General features: G+C 63.2%; 18 protein-coding genes. 5 read left to right on the top strand and 13 right to left on the bottom strand.

Annotated elements, in window-relative coordinates; genetic code table 11:
- Nucleotides 1-9 precede the first annotated feature (9 nt).
- Together AC0L24_RS18095 and AC0L24_RS18100 are read right to left on the bottom strand one after the other, a co-directional pair.
- Nucleotides 10-1,791, bottom strand: a complete 1,782-nt coding sequence (locus AC0L24_RS18095) for an acetolactate synthase 3 large subunit (protein WP_127272402.1) — start codon at nt 1,789-1,791, stop codon at nt 10-12.
- A 256-nt stretch (nt 1,792-2,047) separates the two neighbouring features.
- Nucleotides 2,048-3,208: a DUF6600 domain-containing protein gene (locus tag AC0L24_RS18100; RefSeq protein ID WP_128289202.1), complete on the bottom strand. Its 1,161-nt coding sequence runs from the start codon at nt 3,206-3,208 to the stop codon at nt 2,048-2,050.
- A 420-nt stretch (nt 3,209-3,628) separates the two neighbouring features.
- Here AC0L24_RS18100 and AC0L24_RS18105 point away from each other — a divergent pair, with 420 nt between their 5' ends.
- Nucleotides 3,629-5,449: an NAD(P)-binding domain-containing protein gene (locus tag AC0L24_RS18105; protein WP_473564019.1), complete on the top strand. Its 1,821-nt coding sequence runs from the start codon at nt 3,629-3,631 to the stop codon at nt 5,447-5,449.
- A 72-nt stretch (nt 5,450-5,521) separates the two neighbouring features.
- On the opposite strand, the gene tmpB is transcribed toward AC0L24_RS18105, so the two are convergent.
- Nucleotides 5,522-6,112, bottom strand: a complete 591-nt coding sequence (tmpB, locus tag AC0L24_RS18110; protein ID WP_127395420.1) for a (R)-1-hydroxy-2-trimethylaminoethylphosphonate oxygenase — start codon at nt 6,110-6,112, stop codon at nt 5,522-5,524.
- Nucleotides 6,109-7,260 carry a 2-trimethylaminoethylphosphonate dioxygenase gene (gene tmpA / locus AC0L24_RS18115; RefSeq protein WP_127395419.1) on the bottom strand — a complete coding sequence of 384 codons (1,152 nt, stop codon included), beginning with the start codon at nt 7,258-7,260 and terminating at the stop codon, nt 6,109-6,111. The genes tmpB and tmpA overlap by 4 nt, the downstream gene beginning before the upstream one ends.
- Before the next feature lie 122 nt (nt 7,261-7,382).
- On the opposite strand from tmpA, the gene AC0L24_RS18120 reads away from it, so the two are divergent.
- Nucleotides 7,383-8,261 (top strand): LysR family transcriptional regulator, encoded by an 879-nt coding sequence (locus AC0L24_RS18120; RefSeq protein ID WP_127810041.1) that lies wholly within the window; start codon nt 7,383-7,385, stop codon nt 8,259-8,261.
- A 4-nt stretch (nt 8,262-8,265) separates the two neighbouring features.
- Here the strand turns inward: AC0L24_RS18120 and AC0L24_RS18125 are convergent, their stop codons facing one another.
- The 3 genes from AC0L24_RS18125 to AC0L24_RS18135 are packed head-to-tail and all read right to left on the bottom strand — an operon-like array spanning nt 8,266 to nt 9,714.
- Complete coding sequence (locus tag AC0L24_RS18125; RefSeq protein WP_127810040.1) at nt 8,266-8,793, bottom strand: GNAT family N-acetyltransferase; 528 nt, start codon at nt 8,791-8,793, stop codon at nt 8,266-8,268.
- A 44-nt stretch (nt 8,794-8,837) separates the two neighbouring features.
- The gene (locus AC0L24_RS18130; protein WP_127268618.1) at nt 8,838-9,146 is read right to left on the bottom strand and encodes a hypothetical protein; all 309 of its coding nucleotides are present in this window, start codon (nt 9,144-9,146) and stop codon (nt 8,838-8,840) included.
- A 4-nt stretch (nt 9,147-9,150) separates the two neighbouring features.
- Nucleotides 9,151-9,714, bottom strand: a complete 564-nt coding sequence (locus tag AC0L24_RS18135) for an XRE family transcriptional regulator (protein WP_127395416.1) — start codon at nt 9,712-9,714, stop codon at nt 9,151-9,153.
- 154 nt (nt 9,715-9,868) lie between these two features.
- Here AC0L24_RS18135 and AC0L24_RS18140 point away from each other — a divergent pair, with 154 nt between their 5' ends.
- A complete protein-coding gene (locus AC0L24_RS18140; protein WP_473564020.1) occupies nt 9,869-11,698 on the top strand; it encodes an ATP-binding protein in 1,830 nt (609 codons plus the stop codon).
- 219 nt (nt 11,699-11,917) lie between these two features.
- Here AC0L24_RS18140 and AC0L24_RS18145 read toward each other — a convergent pair whose 3' ends face one another.
- Nucleotides 11,918-12,709 (bottom strand): GGDEF domain-containing protein, encoded by a 792-nt coding sequence (locus AC0L24_RS18145; protein WP_127271965.1) that lies wholly within the window; start codon nt 12,707-12,709, stop codon nt 11,918-11,920.
- 105 nt (nt 12,710-12,814) lie between these two features.
- Complete coding sequence (gene miaA, locus AC0L24_RS18150) at nt 12,815-13,783, bottom strand: tRNA (adenosine(37)-N6)-dimethylallyltransferase MiaA (RefSeq protein ID WP_473564021.1); 969 nt, start codon at nt 13,781-13,783, stop codon at nt 12,815-12,817.
- Here miaA and serB point away from each other — a divergent pair.
- Nucleotides 13,773-14,660: a phosphoserine phosphatase SerB gene (gene serB / locus AC0L24_RS18155; protein WP_127810037.1), complete on the top strand. Its 888-nt coding sequence runs from the start codon at nt 13,773-13,775 to the stop codon at nt 14,658-14,660. The genes miaA and serB overlap by 11 nt on opposite strands.
- The gene (locus tag AC0L24_RS18160; RefSeq protein WP_128289207.1) at nt 14,657-15,229 is read left to right on the top strand and encodes a GNAT family N-acetyltransferase; all 573 of its coding nucleotides are present in this window, start codon (nt 14,657-14,659) and stop codon (nt 15,227-15,229) included. The genes serB and AC0L24_RS18160 overlap by 4 nt, the downstream gene beginning before the upstream one ends.
- A gap of 49 nt (nt 15,230-15,278) precedes the next feature.
- On the opposite strand, the gene AC0L24_RS18165 is transcribed toward AC0L24_RS18160, so the two are convergent.
- The 4 genes from AC0L24_RS18165 to hflK all read right to left on the bottom strand — a co-directional run bounded on the left by AC0L24_RS18165 (nt 15,279) and on the right by hflK (nt 19,211).
- Nucleotides 15,279-16,796 carry a DegQ family serine endoprotease gene (locus AC0L24_RS18165; protein ID WP_127271780.1) on the bottom strand — a complete coding sequence of 506 codons (1,518 nt, stop codon included), beginning with the start codon at nt 16,794-16,796 and terminating at the stop codon, nt 15,279-15,281.
- 127 nt (nt 16,797-16,923) lie between these two features.
- Complete coding sequence (locus tag AC0L24_RS18170; RefSeq protein ID WP_023813072.1) at nt 16,924-17,112, bottom strand: DUF2065 domain-containing protein; 189 nt, start codon at nt 17,110-17,112, stop codon at nt 16,924-16,926.
- Nucleotides 17,113-17,118: 6 nt separating this feature from the next.
- Complete coding sequence (gene hflC / locus AC0L24_RS18175; protein WP_127322842.1) at nt 17,119-18,087, bottom strand: protease modulator HflC; 969 nt, start codon at nt 18,085-18,087, stop codon at nt 17,119-17,121.
- Complete coding sequence (gene hflK / locus AC0L24_RS18180) at nt 18,087-19,211, bottom strand: FtsH protease activity modulator HflK (RefSeq protein ID WP_023813074.1); 1,125 nt, start codon at nt 19,209-19,211, stop codon at nt 18,087-18,089. Before hflK ends, hflC begins: the two co-directional genes overlap by 1 nt.
- Nucleotides 19,212-19,324: the final 113 nt, after the last annotated feature.

The raw sequence follows: 19,324 nt of genomic DNA on the forward strand, positions 1-19,324 counted from the left end.
TTCTGCCGGCTACACCAGTTCCCTGCCCTTGGCGTCGATGGCGTTGGCCACCGCCTCGTCGGTCGCCTCGTCGGGCAAGAGCATCTCATTGTGCGCCTTGCCCGATGGGATCATCGGGAAGCAGTTGGCGAGCGTCGCCACGCGGCAGTCGAACAGCACCGGCTTCCTGACCGAGATCATCTCCTTGATCGCGTCGTCCAGTTCGTCCGGCTTCTCGCAGCGAATGCCGTGTCCGCCATAGGCCTCGGCCAGCTTGACGAAGTCGGGCATCGCCTCGGTGTAGGAATGCGACAGCCGGTTGCCGTGCAGCAACTGCTGCCACTGCCGCACCATGCCCATATACTGGTTGTTCAGGATGAAGATCTTGATCGGCGCGTCGTGCTGCACGGCAGCGCTCATCTCCTGCATCGTCATCTGCACGGAGGCGTCGCCGGCAATGTCGATGACCAGCGCGTCGGGATGCGCGATCTGCACGCCGAGCGCCGCCGGCAGGCCGTAGCCCATCGTGCCCAGCCCGCCTGACGTCATCCAGCGGTTCGGCTTCTCGAAATGATAGTGCTGCGCCGCCCACATCTGGTGCTGGCCGACCTCGGTGGTGATGTAGGTGTCCATACCCTTGGTCAGTTCGTAGAGCCGCTCGATGGCGTATTGCGGCATGATCACGTCGTTGTTCATCTTGTAGGCGAGCGAGTCGCGCGCACGCCATTTGGCGATCTGCTCCCACCAGGGGTAGAGCGCCTTCTTGTCGGCCTTGGCGCTCGCGCGCCACAGCCGCACCATATCCTCCAGCACCCGGCCGACATCGCCGATGATCGGCACCTCGGTGTGGACATTCTTATTGATCGACGATGGATCGATGTCGATGTGGATCTTCTTCGAATTCGGCGAGAACGCGGTCAACCGGCCGGTGATGCGGTCGTCGAAACGGGCGCCGATGCAGATCATCACGTCGCAATCATGCATGGCCATGTTGGCTTCATAGGTGCCGTGCATGCCGAGCATGCCCATCCAGTTCTTGCCCGATGCCGGATAGGCACCGAGGCCCATCAGCGTCGAGGTAATCGGGAAACCGGTAAGATCGACCAGTTCGCGCAGCAGATGGCTCGCTTCCGGGCCGGAATTGATGACGCCGCCGCCGCTATAGATGATCGGCTTCTTGGCGCTGGCCATCAGCTCGACCGCCGCCTTGACCTTTTCCAGGTCGCCCTGGACCTTAGGCTGGTAGCTGGTGCGCGGCGCTATCTGCGGCGGGACGTAGAATCCCCTGGCGAACTGCACGTCCTTCGGAATATCGACGACGACCGGACCCGGACGGCCGGTGGTCGCGACATGGAAAGCCTCGTGGATGGTGGCGGCGAGTTCGTTGACGTCCTTCACCAGCCAATTGTGCTTGGTGCAGGGGCGGGTGATGCCGACCGTATCGCATTCCTGAAAAGCGTCGGAGCCGATCAGCGAGGTCGGCACCTGCCCCGTCAGGCAGACCAGCGGGATCGAATCCATCAGCGCGTCCTGCAGCGGCGTCACCGCATTGGTGGCGCCGGGGCCGGAGGTCACCAGCATGACGCCGGCCTTGCCGGTCGAACGCGCATAGCCTTCGGCCGCATGGCCGGCGCCCTGCTCGTGGCGCACCAGTATGTGCTCGACATCGTCCTGCTGGAAGATCTCGTCATAGATCGGAAGGACAGCGCCGCCGGGATAGCCGAAGACATGCTTGACGCCATTGTCCTTCAGCGCCTGCACCACCATTTCGGCACCTGTCATCTCGCGCCGCTCGTTCTGTCCGTTGCTCATCGGTCTGGTCCCGTACTGTCGCCATTTGGCGTTTGCTGGTCGTTTAGTCGTGTTTCAGGCAATAAAAAAGGCCCCCGAGGGAGCCTGTGTCTTGCGCATGGGGGGTTTTCGCCCGGCGGTTACACCGCCTTGCCCACGCGCTTTCCTACGAGAATGAGTGCCGTTTTCATGGTGGCGGACACTAAGGGCGGGAAAGGCGGCCTGTCAACGGGAAAAATCGCGCCGGCGCGCGCAGCGTGCCGACGCGACTGCGGTGTCAGCCCGGCGCCTTGCAGCGGGAAACGCGTGGATCGCATTTGGACGCCTTCCTGGCCTGCATCTTCGCTGGCGGATGGTGGGGTGCCACCCTTGCCGGGGCATGGTGCTGGGGCATGCGCATTGCCAACGCTTGCTGATGCGGCTTTTGTTGCCCGGCTCCGCGTGCAAGACGCTGCCCCGAAACCGGCCTGGACGAAACCGGCTTGGGCGACCCCCGGTTGAGCGACGATTTGACAACGATGCGTCCGTCGCCTGTGGTCCTGTCGGCATGCAGCTTGAGCGCATCGGCCTTCGCGCCGTTGCCGGCGACCATCCGCTTGCTCACCGGCTTCACGACCACCGGATTGCTGGCAGTCACCGCGCCAAGGGAATTGGCCTTGTCGCCGGTCGCAGTCTTGGGACCCGCCAGGATTTGCCCGTTCCCCTTTGTATTGCCGGCAAGCCTCTTGATCTCGGCGCCCCTGGAAACATCGAGCCGTGCACTGGCAAACACGCCTTTGCGAGGCGGAACCAGTTTTGCCGCCTTGATCGATTCGATGACGGGCTTCGGGAGTTGCTGCAGCCGGGGTCCGGCATTGATTGCAACGACCTGATTGCCAAGTCGCACGCGCGGTGCATTGTTGACCACGACCGTCTGGTTGATGATCGTCGTGTTGCGCATGATGACGACGTTCTCCTGCACCGGCCGCACCACCCTGACCAGATCGACCGCGCCGATCGCCGCCACAGGCACGAAACACCACCAGGCGTCGTCGAAGGCGACACCGACGTCGGGCGGCGCTGGAGCCCAGCCGACATCATTGCCGCCCTGACGCCACACCACCCAGGCTGGCGCCCATTGATCGCCGGCGATCCACACCCAGCCGAAATCGGGATCATACGCCCAGCGGCCATAGTGATAGACGACATCGCCGAATGGCTCGGTGGACTGCCAGTACCAGCCATCGTCGGTCCAGACCCACCTGCCTTCGGTGTACGGCCGCCATTCGGTACGGACCGAGGGAACCCAGACATCGCCGAATCGGGCCGAGGTTCGCCATCCGCCATAATTCGAAAGCCTTTCGCGGACGGTGACGGCAATTTCCGCCGCATGCGCCTGCGTTCCGGGCAGCACCAGCGGGCCGGTCAGGGTCGCGCTCAAGGCCATGACCGCGGCCATTGCTGCTGCGCGTCCACGCCGGCCAAGGGAGCGACATGAAGACGCTTGGATAAAAGGTATGATGATCATAACGGGCTCCAGAGTTCCGCATCCAGAAAATCCCGGGAACCGCCCTGTTGCCCGCCACCGCTTCCCGGCTTCTCACCGATCGGTTGTCATCGGCCCCGGTGACCGCATTGCGGCATTTGACCATCAATTTTGCGCGACCGGCGCGGCATTCACAAATGGAACGTTCGTTTCCGGCGCCGGAGCGATTCCGAAACCGCCTGGCGATCTCATTTCTAGGATAGACCATTGAAATCGCTGGAAACTATGGTGGGGCGTGACGAGGGCCGCCATCTCTGACGATACTTGATCGTCCGGCGGCAAGCCCGGCGGAGCCACCACCATGACGATCTGGATTTCACGGGAGGAAACCTGATGCTCGACAAGCCCTCTAGCAAGAACACGGCCCCTAGCAAGAAACTGTCTGACCTGCTCGATCAATTCGGCGCCGCGCTGGCTGCCAATGACATCGAGAAGGCGGTCGATTGCTTTCAAGAGGATTGCTACTGGCGCGACCTCGTTACCTTCACCTGGAACATCAAGACCATGGAAGGCCGCGACCAGGTCCGCGACATGCTGAAAAGCCAATTGTCGAACACCAGGCCGTCGCACTTCGCCATCGCCAAGGGCGAGGACGCGACCGAGAGCGGCGAACTGATCGAGGGCTGGATCAGCTTCGAGACGGAGGTGGCACGCGGCTTCGGCCATGTCAGGCTGAAGAACGGCAAGATCTGGACGCTGCTGACCACCATGGCCGAACTGAAAGGCCACGAGGAGCCGGCAGGCTTTGCGCGGCCGATGGGCGCCAGGCACGGCTCGGGCAAGAACCGTCCGACATGGAAGGAAGAACGCGAGAGGGAAGCCGCCGAGCTCGGCTTCAAGACCCAGCCCTATACGGTCATCATCGGCGGCGGCCAGGGCGGCATCGCGCTCGGCGCGCGGCTGCGGCAGCTTGGCGTGCCGACGATCATCATCGAGAAAAACGAGCGGGCCGGCGACAGCTGGCGCAAGCGCTACAAGTCGCTCTGCCTGCATGACCCGGTCTGGTACGACCATCTGCCCTACATCGATTTCCCCAAGAACTGGCCGGTCTTCTCGCCCAAGGACAAGATCGGCGACTGGCTGGAAATGTACACCAAGGTGATGGAGCTGAATTACTGGTCCTCGACCGAGGCCAAAAGCGCCTCCTATGACGACAAGACCAAGGAATGGACGGTTGTCGTCCACCGCGACGGCAGGGACATTACGCTGAAGCCCAAGCAGCTGGTGCTGGCGACCGGACAGTCCGGCAAGGCCAATCTGCCGAAATTCAAGGGCATGGAAACCTTCAAGGGTGACCAGCACCACTCGTCGAAGCATCCGGGTCCCGACGCCTATGCCGGCAAAAAGGCCGTTGTCATCGGATCCAACAATTCCGCCCATGACATCGCTGCCGCACTTTGTGAAGCTGGTGCCGACGTGACCATGGTGCAGCGCTCGAGTACCCATATCTCCAGGTCCGACACGTTGATGGAAATCGGACTGGGTTCGCTCTATTCGGAGCAGGCGCTGCAGAATGGCATCACCACCGCCAAGGCCGATCTCATCTTCGCTTCGCTGCCTTACAAGATCCTGCACGAGTTCCAGATCCCGGCCTATGCCGAGATGAAGAAACGCGATGCGGCGTTCTACAAGGGATTGGAAAAGGCGGGTTTCATGCTCGACTGGGGCGACGACGAGTCCGGCCTGTTCATGAAGTACCTCAGGCGCGGCTCTGGCTATTACATCGATGTTGGCGCCTCGCAGCTGGTTATCGATGGCTCGATCAAGCTGAAGAGCGGCGTCGACGTCGAAGAGATCAAGCAGCACTCTGTTCTGCTCGGCGACGGGTCGGAACTGCCTGCGGACCTCATCGTCTATGCCACGGGCTACGGCTCGATGAACGGCTGGGCCGCCGATCTGATATCCCGCGAAACCGCCGACAAGGTCGGCAAATGCTGGGGCCTCGGCTCGAACACCACCAAGGATCCCGGCCCCTGGGAAGGCGAGTTGCGCAACATGTGGAAGCCGACGCAACAGGAGGCGCTGTGGTTCCACGGCGGCAATCTGCACCAGTCACGACACTATTCGCAGTTCCTGGCGCTGCAGTTGAAAGCCAGGCAGGCCGGCTTGGCGACGCCGGTCTACGGGCTGCAGCAGGTGCACCACAAGGGATAGGCGAGCGCCATTCCTGCGGAGAAAAAACGGAAGGAGGCATGGCTTGCACCCTGCCTCCTTCCTTCGAGGGAATTACGCCGGCTTACCCGCGGCGAACTGCGTCACCACCCGCTGCAGCAGCGGCACGTAATCGCGAAACGCCCGTGTCTTCATGTTGGCGATCTTGCCGCTCTCGTCCCAGATGCGGACCCGGACCGCTTCCTCGTGGAACGGGTTCTTGCGGAACTCGGCCACTTCATCGGCGCTCATCGGCCCGCCCTGCAGCGACAGCGTATGCACTGAGGCCTGCGAAAGCCTGCCGAAATAGGTCGGGTCGGTGGCGCAGAGATAGCGCTTGGCCGCGACATGCAGCCTCACGCATTCGACGATGACCGGCGGAAAGAACGGCGCCAGCACCTCGCCGCCGGCTTCGTCATGATGCTTGTCCTCGACATCCTCGGGCGAATAGGTGCCGAACTCGCTGGTGTAATGGCCGATGTCGTGCAGCAGCGCCGCCGCCACCAGTTCGTCGGGCGCACCGTCCTTTTCGGCGAACCAGGCGCCCTGCAGCATGTGCTCAGACATGGTGACTGGTTCGCCGAGATAGGATTCGGCACCCCGGCGCTCGAAGATGTCGGCGATGAACTCGACGATGGTGTCCGCGTTCAAATCCTGGCCGCTCATTCCGCCGCCTCCTTGAACCCATGCTCGATTGCGGCCAGCGTCGACAGCAGACCGTCCTTGTCTGCGTAACAGCCCTGCAGCCAGCGCTTGCCGGTACCGGAAAACGCTTTGCGGGCATGCATGACGCGCGTGTTGTCGACGATGAACGCCTGCCCCGCTTCGAGCTTGAACGTCACCTCGAAGGATGGATTCTCGATCAGTTCCGCAAACCGGCGATAGGCGGCGTAGTACGCTTCCATATCGCTGAACGGCACGTCGACCGTCGGCGCCAGGGAGCGGTTGTTGAAGCGGATGCAAATCAGCTCGCCATCGGGCCCGAGCTCGATCATCGGCCGCTTCGCCTGCAGCCGCACGCCGGAAGAGCCGGCATATTCGAAGCGCGCCGGGCATGAGCTCAGCAGCCGGAAGCCTTCCGGGTTCTCAGCCTGCAGCGCAGCCGCGACGGCAAACCCATCGACGACACTGGACTCGCCGCCCTCAACCGTATTTTCGATGCAGGACAGAATCTGCAGCGTCGGCACAGGGTCGCGATAGGGGTTGTCGGTGTGCGCCTGGAGGCCGAGATTCGTGTAGGCGAGATTGTTCGGATTGACCTCGGCGCGCACTTCGAACCAGCGCCCGTAATTGGTCTCCCTGATGTAGCCGAACAGATCGGACACTTTGCACAGCGCCCCGGATTCGGACGGCAGATCGTCCATCACCGCGAAGCCATAGGTTTTCACCGCCGACAGCCATTGCCCCAGCACAGCACGATCGCGGCTGGCCGCAACATAGCCGGCGCGCGGTACCGAATTCTGCATCGAGGCCTTGGTCCATCGCACGGTGGCCTCGCCTGTCCAGCCCGGCTGGCGGCCTGCGTCACGATCATAGGCATTGGCGCTCAGCCATGCCGCGGGAAAGCTGACCGTCTTCTGCTCGGGCACGAAGCTGACTTCCAGGGCGCCGCCTTTGATCGACGCGGCGCCGATCCTGGTGTTGGCGGGAATGTCGAGAATGGTGATGAGCCGTTGACCATTGCCGGCGCTGCGCGTCTTGTCGTCCAGCGCATTGTCGCGCAGCCACATGGCATGAAAACGGCTGCGCGACCCGTCCTGCCAGCCAAGGTCGATTGTTCTGCCTTCGTCGCCGATCAGCGCGTGGGTGAGCATGGAGATCCGTTCCTGTTCGTTGCGTCCCCCGCAGCCTGATCCGCAGGGTTTCGATTGCATGTTGATCGCGCGACAGGCATAACTCAAATTATCATTTTTTAGCCAATGACCGCAGAATACTTATGGCTCGTACAAATACACCCGTGCCGCCTCTGGACTGGCTGCGCAGTTTCGAGGCGGCGGCGCGGCTGTCGAATTTCACCGCGGCGGCAGCCGAGCTCGGTCTCACCCAGGCAGCCGTCAGCCAGCACATCCGGTTTCTCGAGGAGCGGCTCAAGACACGTTTGTTTTCGCGGCTGGCGCGGGGCGTTGCACTGTCGCCGGAGGGGGCAGCCTACCTGCCTCACATCCAGTCGGCCTTCGCCACCATCGGCAACAGCACCGCGGAACTGTTCGAGCCGCGTGCCGTCCAGACCGTGACCATCCGGGCGCCGATCTCCTTTGCCTTGCTCATGCTGGTTCCGGCGCTGCCAGATCTCGCCAAGGCACTGCCGCGCATCCAACTCGATCTGGTGACGATCCATCGCCCTGCCGACTACGATCTGCCGGGCTCGGTGCTCGACATCCGCTTCGGCAGCGGATCCTTCCCCGGACGCGAAGCCGACAGGCTGACCGCCGAGCGGCTCGTGCCGGTGGCCGCACCTGCGCTCGCCGGCGACGACGACTGGCCTTCCCTGCCGCTGCTTCTGGTCGCCGGCGCGCGCGAGATGTGGGCGGAATGGTTCGCCGCCGCTGGACTGGCTGGCCATCCCAGACGATCACACCGCTTCGATAGTTTCGTCACCGCCATGGAGGCGGCGAGCGCCGGCGCCGGCGTGCTCTTGGGCTCGCGGCCGCTGGTCGATGCGGCGCTCGACAGCAAGACGCTGGTCAGGCTTTCCGACTATGAACTTTCCAGCACATCGGGGCATTTCCTGACCAAGGCGTCGACAGCACGCCTGACCGGAGCCGAACAGGATTTCCGCCAATGGCTGCTCCTGCGCCTCTCCGCGCCGGCATGACTGGTTATGAGATTGGCCCGATCCGCTTCCAGTAGATCAACGTGCCGGTCAGCCCGCCATGCGGCTTCAGGGCATAGTCCGGTATCTCTCCGGCCAGCGTGAAGCCCAACCGCTCATAGAGGCCTGAGGCGCCCTCCTCGGTCGCCGTGTCCAGAACCAGCAGCGTGCGGCCCTTCTCAACGGCGAGGCTCTCGGCGGCTCGCATCAGGCGCGTTCCCACACCCCTGCCCCGGCAATCGACTGATGTCATCAGCTTGGCGATCTCGGCCCGGTGCGGCTGGTTGGGCGGACAATCGAGCAGCAAGGTCACTGTGCCGACCAGGTTTTTGCCGTCCCAGGCGCCAAGCACCGCTCTTTCGCCCCTTGCCGCCGCGGCCAGCGATTTCTCCCAGAACGTCCTTGCCGCCTGCGGCGCCAACGGATGCATGAAGCTGACCGAACCGCCGGTCGCCACCGTTGCGACCAGCAATTCGGCCAACATGTCCTGCGTCTCGGCAGTCGGGTTCAGGGGTGCGATCTCGATCGAGTTCATGTGCAGGATATCCTGTGATTGCAATAGAAGCGGGCGCATTGCTGTCAGTCCAGACGGTGCGCGCGGCGTCGCTTTCGCGCCGCCTTGATGGCGCTGATGCGGTCGGCGTCTTCGTGCCCGAGATGCCGCCCGCGCTCGAGGATCTCGAGCGTGTACTCCTCATAGGTCAGGCCAAGCCGCTCGGCTCTGTCCATGCGCAGCAGCATCACCTCGTGGCTGGGCGCCTTCCACGCCTTGGCATGGGCGGCCTGCCAGGCAAGGAAGATGTAGGGATCGCCCTTGCCCCATGGCGGACCCTTGTACTCATCGAGAGGCGGCCCCCCATTGTGGGAGCGCTTTGGTCTTCTTGCCATTGTGTCAGCCCCTGACCAGCGCGACGAGATAGTCGGCGCCAGGCTCCAGGGCATGGAAGGTGCAGTCCGACGGCGCCCCGAGCGCCAGGCAGTCGCCTGATACAAGCCTGTGCACTGTCTCACCTTCGACGAATTCGAGCCGCCCGGAAATCAGCCATATCTGCTGCTTGATGAAGGCGTATGAAGCGGCCGGAAAACTGACCTTGGCGCCCGCCGGCAGATGCACCTTGATCAGTTCCAGCGGCATATCGCCAGCCGGCGAAAGATGCCGCCTGACATAGCCGGTGTCGGGATCGCGCCACACCGGCTGGTCGGCCTCGCGCAATATCCCGCCGCCCTGCAGCTCCGCGCGTGCGATCAAGGTCGACAGCGTCATGCCGAAGGCCGACGCGATGCGCACCAGAAGCGCCGCCGTCGGGCTGGTCTTGCCACGCTCGATCGTGCTGAGCATCGCCTTCGAGACGCCGGAACGCTCCGCGAGTTCGGCCAGGGACCAGTCGCGCACGATTCTTTCGGCGTGTATCCTGCGGCCGATCGTCGAGGAAATGTCGTTCGCTATATCATCCATATGTCTATTATAGCGAAAAATAGACGCCGGAGAAGAGCCGCCTTGCGACAATTTTCACGAGCCCCTTAACGCTCTCTACACCATCCGACCTCATCGGGCTTTAACCCCATTCGGGTAGGATCGATGCTCCAGGGAAATGGGGATTGGCCTGTCCATGTATGTCGAACGCGAAGCCTCCGTTGGAGAACCGACATCGCAGGAGCGCCGCGACGCAGAGCAGAACGACAAGCGCATCCTCGGCAATGTCGTGCAATGCGATGGCGCACGCGCCACCATCAGCGCCTATGCGAATGACGCCGACGGCGCGGTGACCGGCCTGTGGACGGTCGGCAAGATGATTTCCATCAATCTCGGATCGACGCGAACCGTCGGCCTGGTCTACGCAATCGGCAAGTCGGACCGCGCCTGGAGCAATGAGGGCCAGAACGCCATCGAGGTCAGCATCGAGCTGATCGGCGAAGTCCGTGACGGAGCAGAGCCCGGCGCCAAACCGGTCTTCGATCGGGGCATCACCACCTATCCGCATATCGGCGCCGTTGCGCATCGGATCCGCACCCGCGACCTGCAGGCGGTCTATGACCTCGCCGGGCGTCATTCGATCACGATCGGCACGCTCGCGCAGGACGAGACGATCGCCGCCAACATCGCCATCGACGATACGCTGGCGCGTCACTTCGCCATTGTCGGCACGACCGGCGTCGGCAAATCCACCGCCGTCTCGCTGCTGCTGCGCAAGTCGATAGCGGCACGGCCGGATCTGCGCATCTTGATCCTCGATCCGCACAACGAGTTCGCTGCATCGCTGCCCGAATACTGCGTCAGGGTCGATTCCAAAACCTTGGATCTGCCGTTCTGGATGTTCAAGCTCGAGGAATTCGCCGAGGTGCTGTTCCGGGGCCGCGAGACCGAGCCGGAAGAAATCGACGCCTTGCGCGACCTTATCCCGGCCGCCAAGAATCTCTACCGCAACCCGAATTCGGGCTCCTATATCAGGCGCGGCAGCGATGCGTTGACCGCCGATACGCCGGTGCCTTACCGCATCGCCGACCTGCTCAAGCAGATCGATGAGCGCATGGGCATGCTCGAAAGCAAGACCGATCGCCCGACACTCAAATCGCTGAAGACGCGCATCGAATCGGCGGCCGCCGATCCACGCTACCGCTTCATGTTCAACTCGCGCCTGATCGAGGACACCATCCACGAGACGATCGGCAACATCTTCCGCGTGCCGCATCATGGCCGCCCGGTAACCTGCTTCGAGATGGCCGGCATGCCGTCGGAAGTGGTCAATTCGGTCTGCTCGGTGCTGGCGCGCCTGGCCTTCGACCTCGCTCTGTGGAGCGAGGGCAAGCTGCAGCTCCTGTTTTTATGCGAAGAAGCGCACCGCTATATGCCGGCCGATCCGCGCCTCGGCTTCGCGCCGACAAGGCACGCGCTGTCGCGCATTGCCAAGGAAGGCCGCAAATATGGCTGCTATCTCGGCGTCGTCACCCAGCGCCCGGGCGAGCTCGACCCGACCATCCTTTCGCAATGCTCGACCTTCTTCGCCATGCGGCTTGCCAATGAGCAGGACCAGGCGATCATCCGCTCCGCGATTGCCGACTCTTCCGCCTCGACGCTTGCCTTCCTGTCCTCCATGGGCCAGCGCGAAGCCATCGCCTTCGGCGAAGGCGTGGCAACGACCATGCGGCTGAAGTTCGAAAAACTGCTGAGCGACCTGCTCCCCGGCACCGCAAAACGCGAAGAGGCCACGTCGAAGCCGGGCGACGATGTCGATCTGGTGGCGATCGTGGAACGACTGCGCAACGTGCCTAAATCAACGCAGCAGGCGATGGCCTTCGCCGAGGTCGTCGATTCAGGCCGCCAGGCCGGCGACCCCGACTACCGCAAGCCACCCGCCGCACGCGCGCCATCGGACGACGATTTCGACATGCGCTACGGCCTCAAGCCCGCAACCTTCGGCCTGCGCCCGCAAAACGATTAGGTCAGCAGCGCCAAATCCTCTGCCTTCTGACCGAGAAGCCGCGCCAAGCTTGCGCCCTTGCCCAGCCCGCTCGGATAAATCCCGTCAGGGAATTCGTCAGGCTGAGTCGGGTGGTGCTGTTTTCGAGAACCGAAGCGGAGCGGACGTTTGAGTCCGTGAGCACCGGAAGCGCAGAAAACGGCGCCAGACGGCCAGCCTCACGAATTCAGTGATGCGATTTCAGGCGCAGACGCGGTTACGGCCCTGCCTCTTCGCCTCGTAAAGCTGGCGGTCGGCGCGGCGATAGAACTCTTCCGCTGTTTCCTTGCGGTCCCAGACGGCGAGCCCGACGCTGGTGGTGATCTTGAGGCGGACATTGCCCGACAGCACCGACATGTTGGCGATCGCCTTGCGGATGCGCTCGGCAAACTTGCCCAGAAGCTCGGCGTCCATGTTGGGCGTGACCACGGCGAACTCCTCGCCGCCCAATCGCGCCACCACATCGTGGTAGCGCGTCATGTCCTTGAGACAGTTCGCGACGGCCTTGAGCACTTCGTCGCCGACGTCATGGCCGTGGGTGTCGTTGACCTGCTTGAAATGGTCGAGATCGAGGATCATCAGCCCGACGGGCTTTTCGATGCGCCGGAATTCCTCGAGATACTCCTTCAGCGCATCATCGAAATAGCGCCGGTTCTGCATGCCGGTCAGGCCATCGGTCAGCGCCGCATGCTCGAATGTTTCCGAGCGCGCGCTGAGCGAGACCGTCATGGCGCGTAGCTTGCCTTCCTCCATCGCCTGTTTGCGGATCAGCGGATAGATGAAGAAGATGCCGAAGAACAGCGCGGTGGCCAGGAGCACGCCGGTCGCGAACAAGAGCTTGTTGAGATAGATGACCTTGTCCAGACCCGAAGCCGTATGCAACTCGTCGGCGAAGGATTGCAGAAGTCCGTAAGCATGCAGCGTCACCAGGCCGGCGGCCAGGATCACGAATATAAAGACGAAAAATGCTGATTCCGCCTTGTGGAAACGCATCTGCTCCCCGTTGGAAAAGTGCCCACTGATCTTATGGCATGGGCGGGCTTACGGAGGGTTAATTTGGACAACCACCACGGGAACCTTTCCTTGCATGTAACCTTTTCAGGTTGTATCGGAAGCAAGCGCTGAGATCGTGGTTTCCAGATCATCACCGGGGCGCAATCTCAGCCATTCCGGCCCCAATTGATGCCTGAACCAGGTGGTTTGCCGCTTGGAATATTGCCTGGTCGCGATCTTGGCGCGTTCGATTGCCTCGGGAAAGCCAATCTCTCCGGCCATCGCTGCCTGCAGTTCGCGAACGCCGATCGCTTTCATCGCCGGCAATTCGGGATCGAGGCCAAGTGCTGCAAGCCGCTTGACCTCGTCCAGCGCGCCCTTGTCCAGCATCTGGTCGAAGCGTTTGTCGATCCGAGCGACCAACGCCGCCCGATCCGGCTCGATCACGAAGAAACGTGCGCTTTCCCTGTCGATGAGCGGCTGGCCGCGTTCTGCCTGCCATTCCAGGATCGAACGGCCAGACGCATCGAGAACCTCCAATGCCCGCACGACGCGCTGGCTGTCGGTTGGCTTGAGCATCATGGCCGCCGCCGAATCCTCGCGCAGCAGCAGGCTGTGCAGCTTGACGGCGCCCTGCTCCTTCAACTCATAGCGCCAGCGGTCGCGGACCCGCTGCGGAATGTCGGGCATTTCCGAAATGCCCTCGGCCAGCGCGCGAAAGTAGAGCCCGGTGCCGCCGACAAAAATCACTGGCCGTTCGGAGAATGTGCCGTCCTCGATCAGCTTCATCACGTCGCGCAGCCAGGCGCCGGTGGAATAGGCGGTGGCCGGGTGGACATGGCCATAAAGATAATGCGGTGCGCGGGCGAGGTCGGCCGCCTCCGGCCGGGCGGTCAGCACGTCGAGCACCGAATAGCCCTGCATGGAATCGGTGTTGACGACCACGCCACCCCTGCGCTCGGCCAGATCGAGCGCAAGCGCCGACTTGCCGCTGGCGGTCGGCCCGGCTATCAGGATCGCGTTCTTCACGCGGCCCTCGCCCGCCTCCCCGCCGGAATGTTTCATGCCGCTCATCGCCACGCTTGTTTCCCGTCCCACTGAGCGCGCTTTGTCGCTGTCGCTTGCGAATATGGCCTCACGGTCGGTCGGCGCAAGCGCTGTTGTCTGGCTGGCCGAAGGTATTGCCTGCGATCTCGTCCTGCCTGAGGCAGCCGACGACGCCGTCACGAGTGCCGTCTTGCGCACGGCACTTGCCAGCGAGGCCGTCGACGTGATCGTCCAGCAGGCGGAAACCCGCCGCAAGAAAATCCTGATCGCCGACATGGATTCAACCATGATCGACCAGGAATGCATCGACGAGCTGGCCGACGAGATCGGCGTCAAGGATCATGTTGCGGCCATCACCGCGCGATCCATGAATGGTGAGATCGCCTTCGAACCGGCTTTGCGTGAACGGGTGGCGTTGCTCAAGGGCCTCGACGCCGCCGTGGTCGATCGCATCGTCGCCAATCGCCTGACGCTGGCAGCGGGCGGCCGTGTTCTGGTCCGGACCATGCGCGCCAACGGCGCCTGGACGGCACTCGTGTCTGGCGGCTTCGAGGTCTTCACGACGCGCATCGCCGCCATGCTCGGTTTCCAGGAGAACCGCGCCAATCGCCTGCTCGAGCAGGACGGCCGCTTCACCGGGCTGGTCGGCGAACCGATCCTCGGCCGCGCCGCCAAGGCCGACGCGCTGATCGAAATTTCAGCGCGCCTTGGTCTGACGCCCGCCGACGCCATCGCCGTCGGTGACGGCGCCAATGATCTCGACATGATCCGCCTTGCCGGTACCGGTGTCGCGCTCCACGCCAAGCCGACGGTGGCGGCACAGGCCAAGGTCCGCATCGATCATGGCGACCTGACCGCGCTGCTCTATGTGCAGGGCTACAGGCAGGAGGAGTTTATGCAATGAAACCAATGCGTACCGAGCGCCTGATCCTGCGCAACTGGGAAGATCGCGACCGCGACCTGTTCCACCGCATCAACTCCGACGACCGGGTCATGGAGTTCTTTCCATTCCGCCGCGACCGCGCCGAGGCGGATGCCAAGATGGACGAGCTCAGGGCCTGGACCACGAAGGACGGATACGGTTTTGCGGCCGCCGAGATCACCGCCACCGGTGAATGCATCGGCTTCATCGGTCTCCTCGACACCGATCATGTGCCATCCCTGCCAGCCGGCACCATCGAGATCGGCTGGCGGCTGGCACCTGAGTTCTGGGGCAAGGGCTATGTCACCGAGGCAGCCGAAGCGTGGCTGGCCTACGGCTTCGAGACGCTTGGCCTCGATGAAATCGTATCATTCGCCGTCGCGGCCAACCGCCGCTCCACCGCCGTCATGCAACGCCTCGGCATGAGCGCGGATCCGTCCGGCGATTTCGACCACCCCAGCATTCCCGACAGCCATCCCGCGCTCAAGCGCCATGTCCTGTACAGACTGTCGCGCCAAGACTGGCAGGCAAGAAAAAGGGCGGCCCGCTAGCCGCCCTTTCCATTCAAGATGAGGATTTTTTCGCCGGATCTTCCGGATATCAGTCCATCCGGATCGTCACGAACCTGAGCTCGCCGGTCTTCGAGGCCAGCATCAGCAGCGCATTCTTGCGCCCCTGTTCCTTCAAGGCGCCGATGCGGTCCATGACATCCTTGGGCGTGGCAACCGATTCCTGTGCGATCTCGGTGATCACCTCGCCGGGCTGGATGCCGCGTTCGGCGGCTGCCGAGTCCTTGGTGACGTCGGTGATGACGACGCCCGAAACATCGGCCGCAATGCTGAACTTCTTGCGTGTCTCGTCGTTCAGTTCGCCGACCGTCATGCCGAGCACCGAAGCAGTGGAAACGGCCGGAGCCTTGTCGCCCTTGTCCTGATCGGTGTTGCTGCCCTCCTCGCTGCTGGCGAGCTTCTCGCCATCCTCGAGCCGGCCGAGCGTCACTTTCACGGTCTGCTCGACACCCTTGCGCACGATGAGCACATCGACCGCCTTGCCAACCGGGCTTTCGGCGACAACGCGCGGCAGATCGCGCATCTCATGGATGTCCTTGCCGTCGAACTTGATGACGACATCGCCCGCCTGGATGGTGCCATTGTCGACCGGGCCGCCCTTGATCACGCCGGCGACCAGCGCGCCCCTGGCGGTCGCCATGCCGAGGCTTTCGGCGATGTCGTCGGTCACCGGCTGGATGCGCACGCCCAGCCAGCCGCGCCGCGTCTCGCCGAACTGGCGCAACTGGTCGACGACGCCGGACGCGAGCTGGGCGGGGATGGAAAAGCCGATGCCGATCGAACCGCCGGAAGGCGAAATGATCGCCGTGTTGATGCCGATGACTTCGCCGGCGCTGTTGAACAGCGGTCCGCCGGAATTGCCACGGTTGATCGCGGCATCGGTCTGGATGAAGTCATCATAGGGGCCGGAATTGATGTCGCGGTTGCGGGCAGAGACGATGCCGACCGTGACCGTGCCGCCGAGGCCGAACGGATTGCCGATCGCCATCACCCAGTCGCCGACGCGCATCTTGGTGGAATCGCCGAACTTCACCGCCGTCAGCTTGTGGCCTTTCGGATCGACCTTGAGCACGGCGACATCGGTCTTGGTGTCGGTGCCGACCAGCGTCGCCTTCAAGGTGACACCATCGGAGAAATTGACCTCGATGTCGTCGGCATCGGCAATGACATGGTTGTTGGTGACGACGATGCCTTGCTCGGCATCGATGACGAAGCCGGAGCCCAGCGACTGCACCTTCTGCGAGCCGTTGTCCTTGTCACCGCCGCGGTTCTTGAAGAAATCGTCGAAGAAATCCTGGAAGGGCGACCCCTCGGGCAATTGCGGCATCGGCACCGCGCCCGGGCCTTCGGTGCCCTTGACCGTCTGCGAGGTCGATATGTTGACCACTGCGCCGAGCAGGCCTTGCGCCAGATCGGCGACCGAAGCGGGTCCATCGGCGGCAAATGTCGGCGTCACGAAGGACGGGACAGCGACTGCGCTGACAAGAAGTGCCGCCGCGCCGGCGATGAATGTCCGCCGAGCCGCGCACAGAATTGTATTGGATGTCATCGAGAAGCCTCCCGGTATCCTTGAAAAGAAAAGCGCTTCGACGAAAACGCCGCGTCACGCCATGTTGGCAAAAAATACGGCACGTTTGCGGCTATGACTATCGGCAGAGGATAAATCATCGCCGCCGTCATGCGCCCCGTACCAGCCAGACGATGCCCACGCCGATCACGATCGCCGCCAGTCCGGCGATCCGCAGCGCGTTCTCGGGCAGAGACAGCACTTCGGTGGCAAGTTTCCTGGCCAGGCCGGGAAAACCGCCATAGACCAGACCCTCTATGACAAGGACCAGGCCCATGGCGGCAAGAAAATCCTGCACCGGCCGCTACTGGCCGGTGCTGGGCTGTGCCGCCGGCGCGGCGGGTGCCGTCGCCGGAGCGTTTGGCGCAGGCGAAGCCGGCTTTGCCGGCCCCTCGCCGCCGTCAGGATTGCGGAAGAAGCGGAAGAACTCCGAGTTCGGCGACAGCACCATCGTCGTTCCGGTGTTGTCCAGCGCCGTGCCATAGGCATTCATCGACCGGTAGAAGTCGAAGAAGGCCGGATCGCGCTGATAGGCTCCCGCGAAGGTGGCGCTGCGCTGGGCTTCGCCCTCGCCGCGCAGGATTTCCGACTCTTTCTGCGCTTCGGCGACGATCTCGACCACTTCGCGATCGGCGCGGGCGGTGATGCGCTGTGCCGCTTCATTGCCGCGCGCCCTCAGCCGCGCAGCTTCCGCCAGGCGTTCCGCCTTCATGCGGTCGAAGGTCTGCTGCGAGACTTCGGCCGTGAGATCCGTGCGGCGGATACGGACATCCTCGATCTGCAGGCCGAGCGATGTGGCGTCGGGCCTGAGCTGGTCGCGGACTTCGCGCATCATCACGGTGCGCTGTTCGGAAAGTGCGGCCTCGAAATCACGCAGACCGTAGACACGGCGCAAGGCAGCGTCGAGACGCGTCCTGAGCCGGGCTTCTGCCAGTTCGATCTGACCCGACACGGTGGAGCGGAAGACCCGCGGATCCGAGATGCGGTAGGCGATGAAGGCGTCGACCTCATAGAACTTGCCGCCTGACACCTGGACGCGGATGTTGTCGAGGTCGAAGCGCAGCACCCGGTTCTCGATCAGCTGCACGGTGTCGGCGTCGAAGAACGAGAACGGCGCCTTGAAGTAGATGCCGGGTTCGCTCTTGACGTCGACGATCTCACCGAACCTGAGCACCAGCGCCTGCTGGCGCGCATTGACCACGAAGACCGACGAATAGAGCAGGAACAGGATAACCGCTGCTGCGACGACGATGATGGGAAGACGGTTGGCCATCACTGGTTACCTCCCGTAACGCCACTGGGCGCAGCGGGTGCCGGCGCTTTCGGTTGCAATGCCGGCAGCGGCAGATAGGGAACGACCCCTTGCCCGTTGCCCTGCTCGACGATGACCTTGCTCGAATCCTTCAGAACCTTCTCCATGGTTTCCAGGTAGAGGCGCTTGCGCGTTACATCGGGCGCCTTGGCATATTCGTCATAGACCGAGATGAAGCGCTGCGCCTCACCCTCGGCTTCCTGCACGACCCGGTTCTTGTAGGCGGCCGCGTCTTCGCGGATCTGTGCGGCCTCGCCGCGCGCCTGCCCGAGCTTCTGGTTGGAGTACTGGTTGGCCTGCTCGACGAACTTGTCCTCGTCCTGCTCGGCGCGCTGCACTTCGTCGAACGCATCGGCCACTTCGCGTGGCGGTGCCGCATCCTCAATCGAGACGGCGTTGACGTTGAGACCGGCCTTGTAGCCGTCCAGCGTCGTCTGGATGATTTCACGCACCGAGGCGGCAATGCCCTGGCGGTCGTCGCGGAAGATGTCCTGCGCCGGCCGGCGGCCGACGGCTTCACGCATGGCGCTTTCGGCTACCTGCCGCAGCATACCGTCGGGATCGGACACATCGAACAGATACGCGCTCGGGTCGGAGACTTGATAGGCCACCGAGAACTGGACGTTGACGATGTTCTGGTCGCCGGTAAGCATCAGCCCGGACGTGTTGCCACTCGTCGCGCCGCCGCCGCCGATATCGACGAGCTGCTCGGAAATCTTGGCCGTCTCGACGGTTTCGAGCGGCCACCAATGGAAATGCAGGCCAGGCTGCGACAGTTCGGTCTTCGGCTTGCCGAAGCGCAATTCGACCGCGACCTCGTCGGGCTGCACGGTATAAACCGCCTTGAACGCCCACAGCACGACAAGTGCAGCCGCGATCAGCGCGAAGATAGCCGGGCTCGCGCCGCCGCCACCCGGAAGAGCGCGCCGCAGCCGGTCCTGGCCGCGGCGGATGATGTCTTCGAGATCGGGAGGCGAGCCCTGTGGCCCGCTGGGTCCCTTTGGACCCTGCCCCCAGGGTCCTTGATTGTTGCCGCCGCCACCCCATGGGCCGCCGCCACCGCCGCTTTTGTCGTTCCAGGGCATGAATGTCCTTTCGCTTGGAATTCCCTCAAGCGCCGGTATTACGGCGCAAAATCCAGTATTGTTCTTCTATAGGGACGCCACGAGGCGCTTTCAACGCGATGCGCTGCCGACTT

It is taken from the genome of Mesorhizobium sp. WSM4809 (genome assembly GCF_055811655.1).

What these genes read in the sequence shown, in the direction of transcription:
- AC0L24_RS18140 (WP_473564020.1), top strand. Translation starts at nt 9,869, where the DNA reads ATGTATGTCGAACGCGAAGCCTCCGTTGGAGAACCGACATCGCAGGAG.
- hflC (WP_127322842.1), bottom strand. Translation starts at nt 18,087, where the DNA reads ATGGCCAACCGTCTTCCCATCATCGTCGTCGCAGCAGCGGTTATCCTG.
- AC0L24_RS18130 (WP_127268618.1), bottom strand. Translation starts at nt 9,146, where the DNA reads ATGGCAAGAAGACCAAAGCGCTCCCACAATGGGGGGCCGCCTCTCGAT.
- AC0L24_RS18105 (WP_473564019.1), top strand. Translation starts at nt 3,629, where the DNA reads ATGCTCGACAAGCCCTCTAGCAAGAACACGGCCCCTAGCAAGAAACTG.
- AC0L24_RS18165 (WP_127271780.1), bottom strand. Translation starts at nt 16,796, where the DNA reads ATGACATCCAATACAATTCTGTGCGCGGCTCGGCGGACATTCATCGCC.
- serB (WP_127810037.1), top strand. Translation starts at nt 13,773, where the DNA reads ATGCCGCTCATCGCCACGCTTGTTTCCCGTCCCACTGAGCGCGCTTTG.
- tmpA (WP_127395419.1), bottom strand. Translation starts at nt 7,260, where the DNA reads ATGCTCACCCACGCGCTGATCGGCGACGAAGGCAGAACAATCGACCTT.
- AC0L24_RS18100 (WP_128289202.1), bottom strand. Translation starts at nt 3,208, where the DNA reads ATGGCCGCGGTCATGGCCTTGAGCGCGACCCTGACCGGCCCGCTGGTG.
- AC0L24_RS18095 (WP_127272402.1), bottom strand. Translation starts at nt 1,791, where the DNA reads ATGAGCAACGGACAGAACGAGCGGCGCGAGATGACAGGTGCCGAAATG.
- AC0L24_RS18145 (WP_127271965.1), bottom strand. Translation starts at nt 12,709, where the DNA reads ATGCGTTTCCACAAGGCGGAATCAGCATTTTTCGTCTTTATATTCGTG.
- AC0L24_RS18120 (WP_127810041.1), top strand. Translation starts at nt 7,383, where the DNA reads ATGGCTCGTACAAATACACCCGTGCCGCCTCTGGACTGGCTGCGCAGT.
- AC0L24_RS18160 (WP_128289207.1), top strand. Translation starts at nt 14,657, where the DNA reads ATGAAACCAATGCGTACCGAGCGCCTGATCCTGCGCAACTGGGAAGAT.
- hflK (WP_023813074.1), bottom strand. Translation starts at nt 19,211, where the DNA reads ATGCCCTGGAACGACAAAAGCGGCGGTGGCGGCGGCCCATGGGGTGGC.
- AC0L24_RS18135 (WP_127395416.1), bottom strand. Translation starts at nt 9,714, where the DNA reads ATGGATGATATAGCGAACGACATTTCCTCGACGATCGGCCGCAGGATA.
- AC0L24_RS18125 (WP_127810040.1), bottom strand. Translation starts at nt 8,793, where the DNA reads ATGAACTCGATCGAGATCGCACCCCTGAACCCGACTGCCGAGACGCAG.
- tmpB (WP_127395420.1), bottom strand. Translation starts at nt 6,112, where the DNA reads ATGAGCGGCCAGGATTTGAACGCGGACACCATCGTCGAGTTCATCGCC.
- miaA (WP_473564021.1), bottom strand. Translation starts at nt 13,783, where the DNA reads ATGAGCGGCATGAAACATTCCGGCGGGGAGGCGGGCGAGGGCCGCGTG.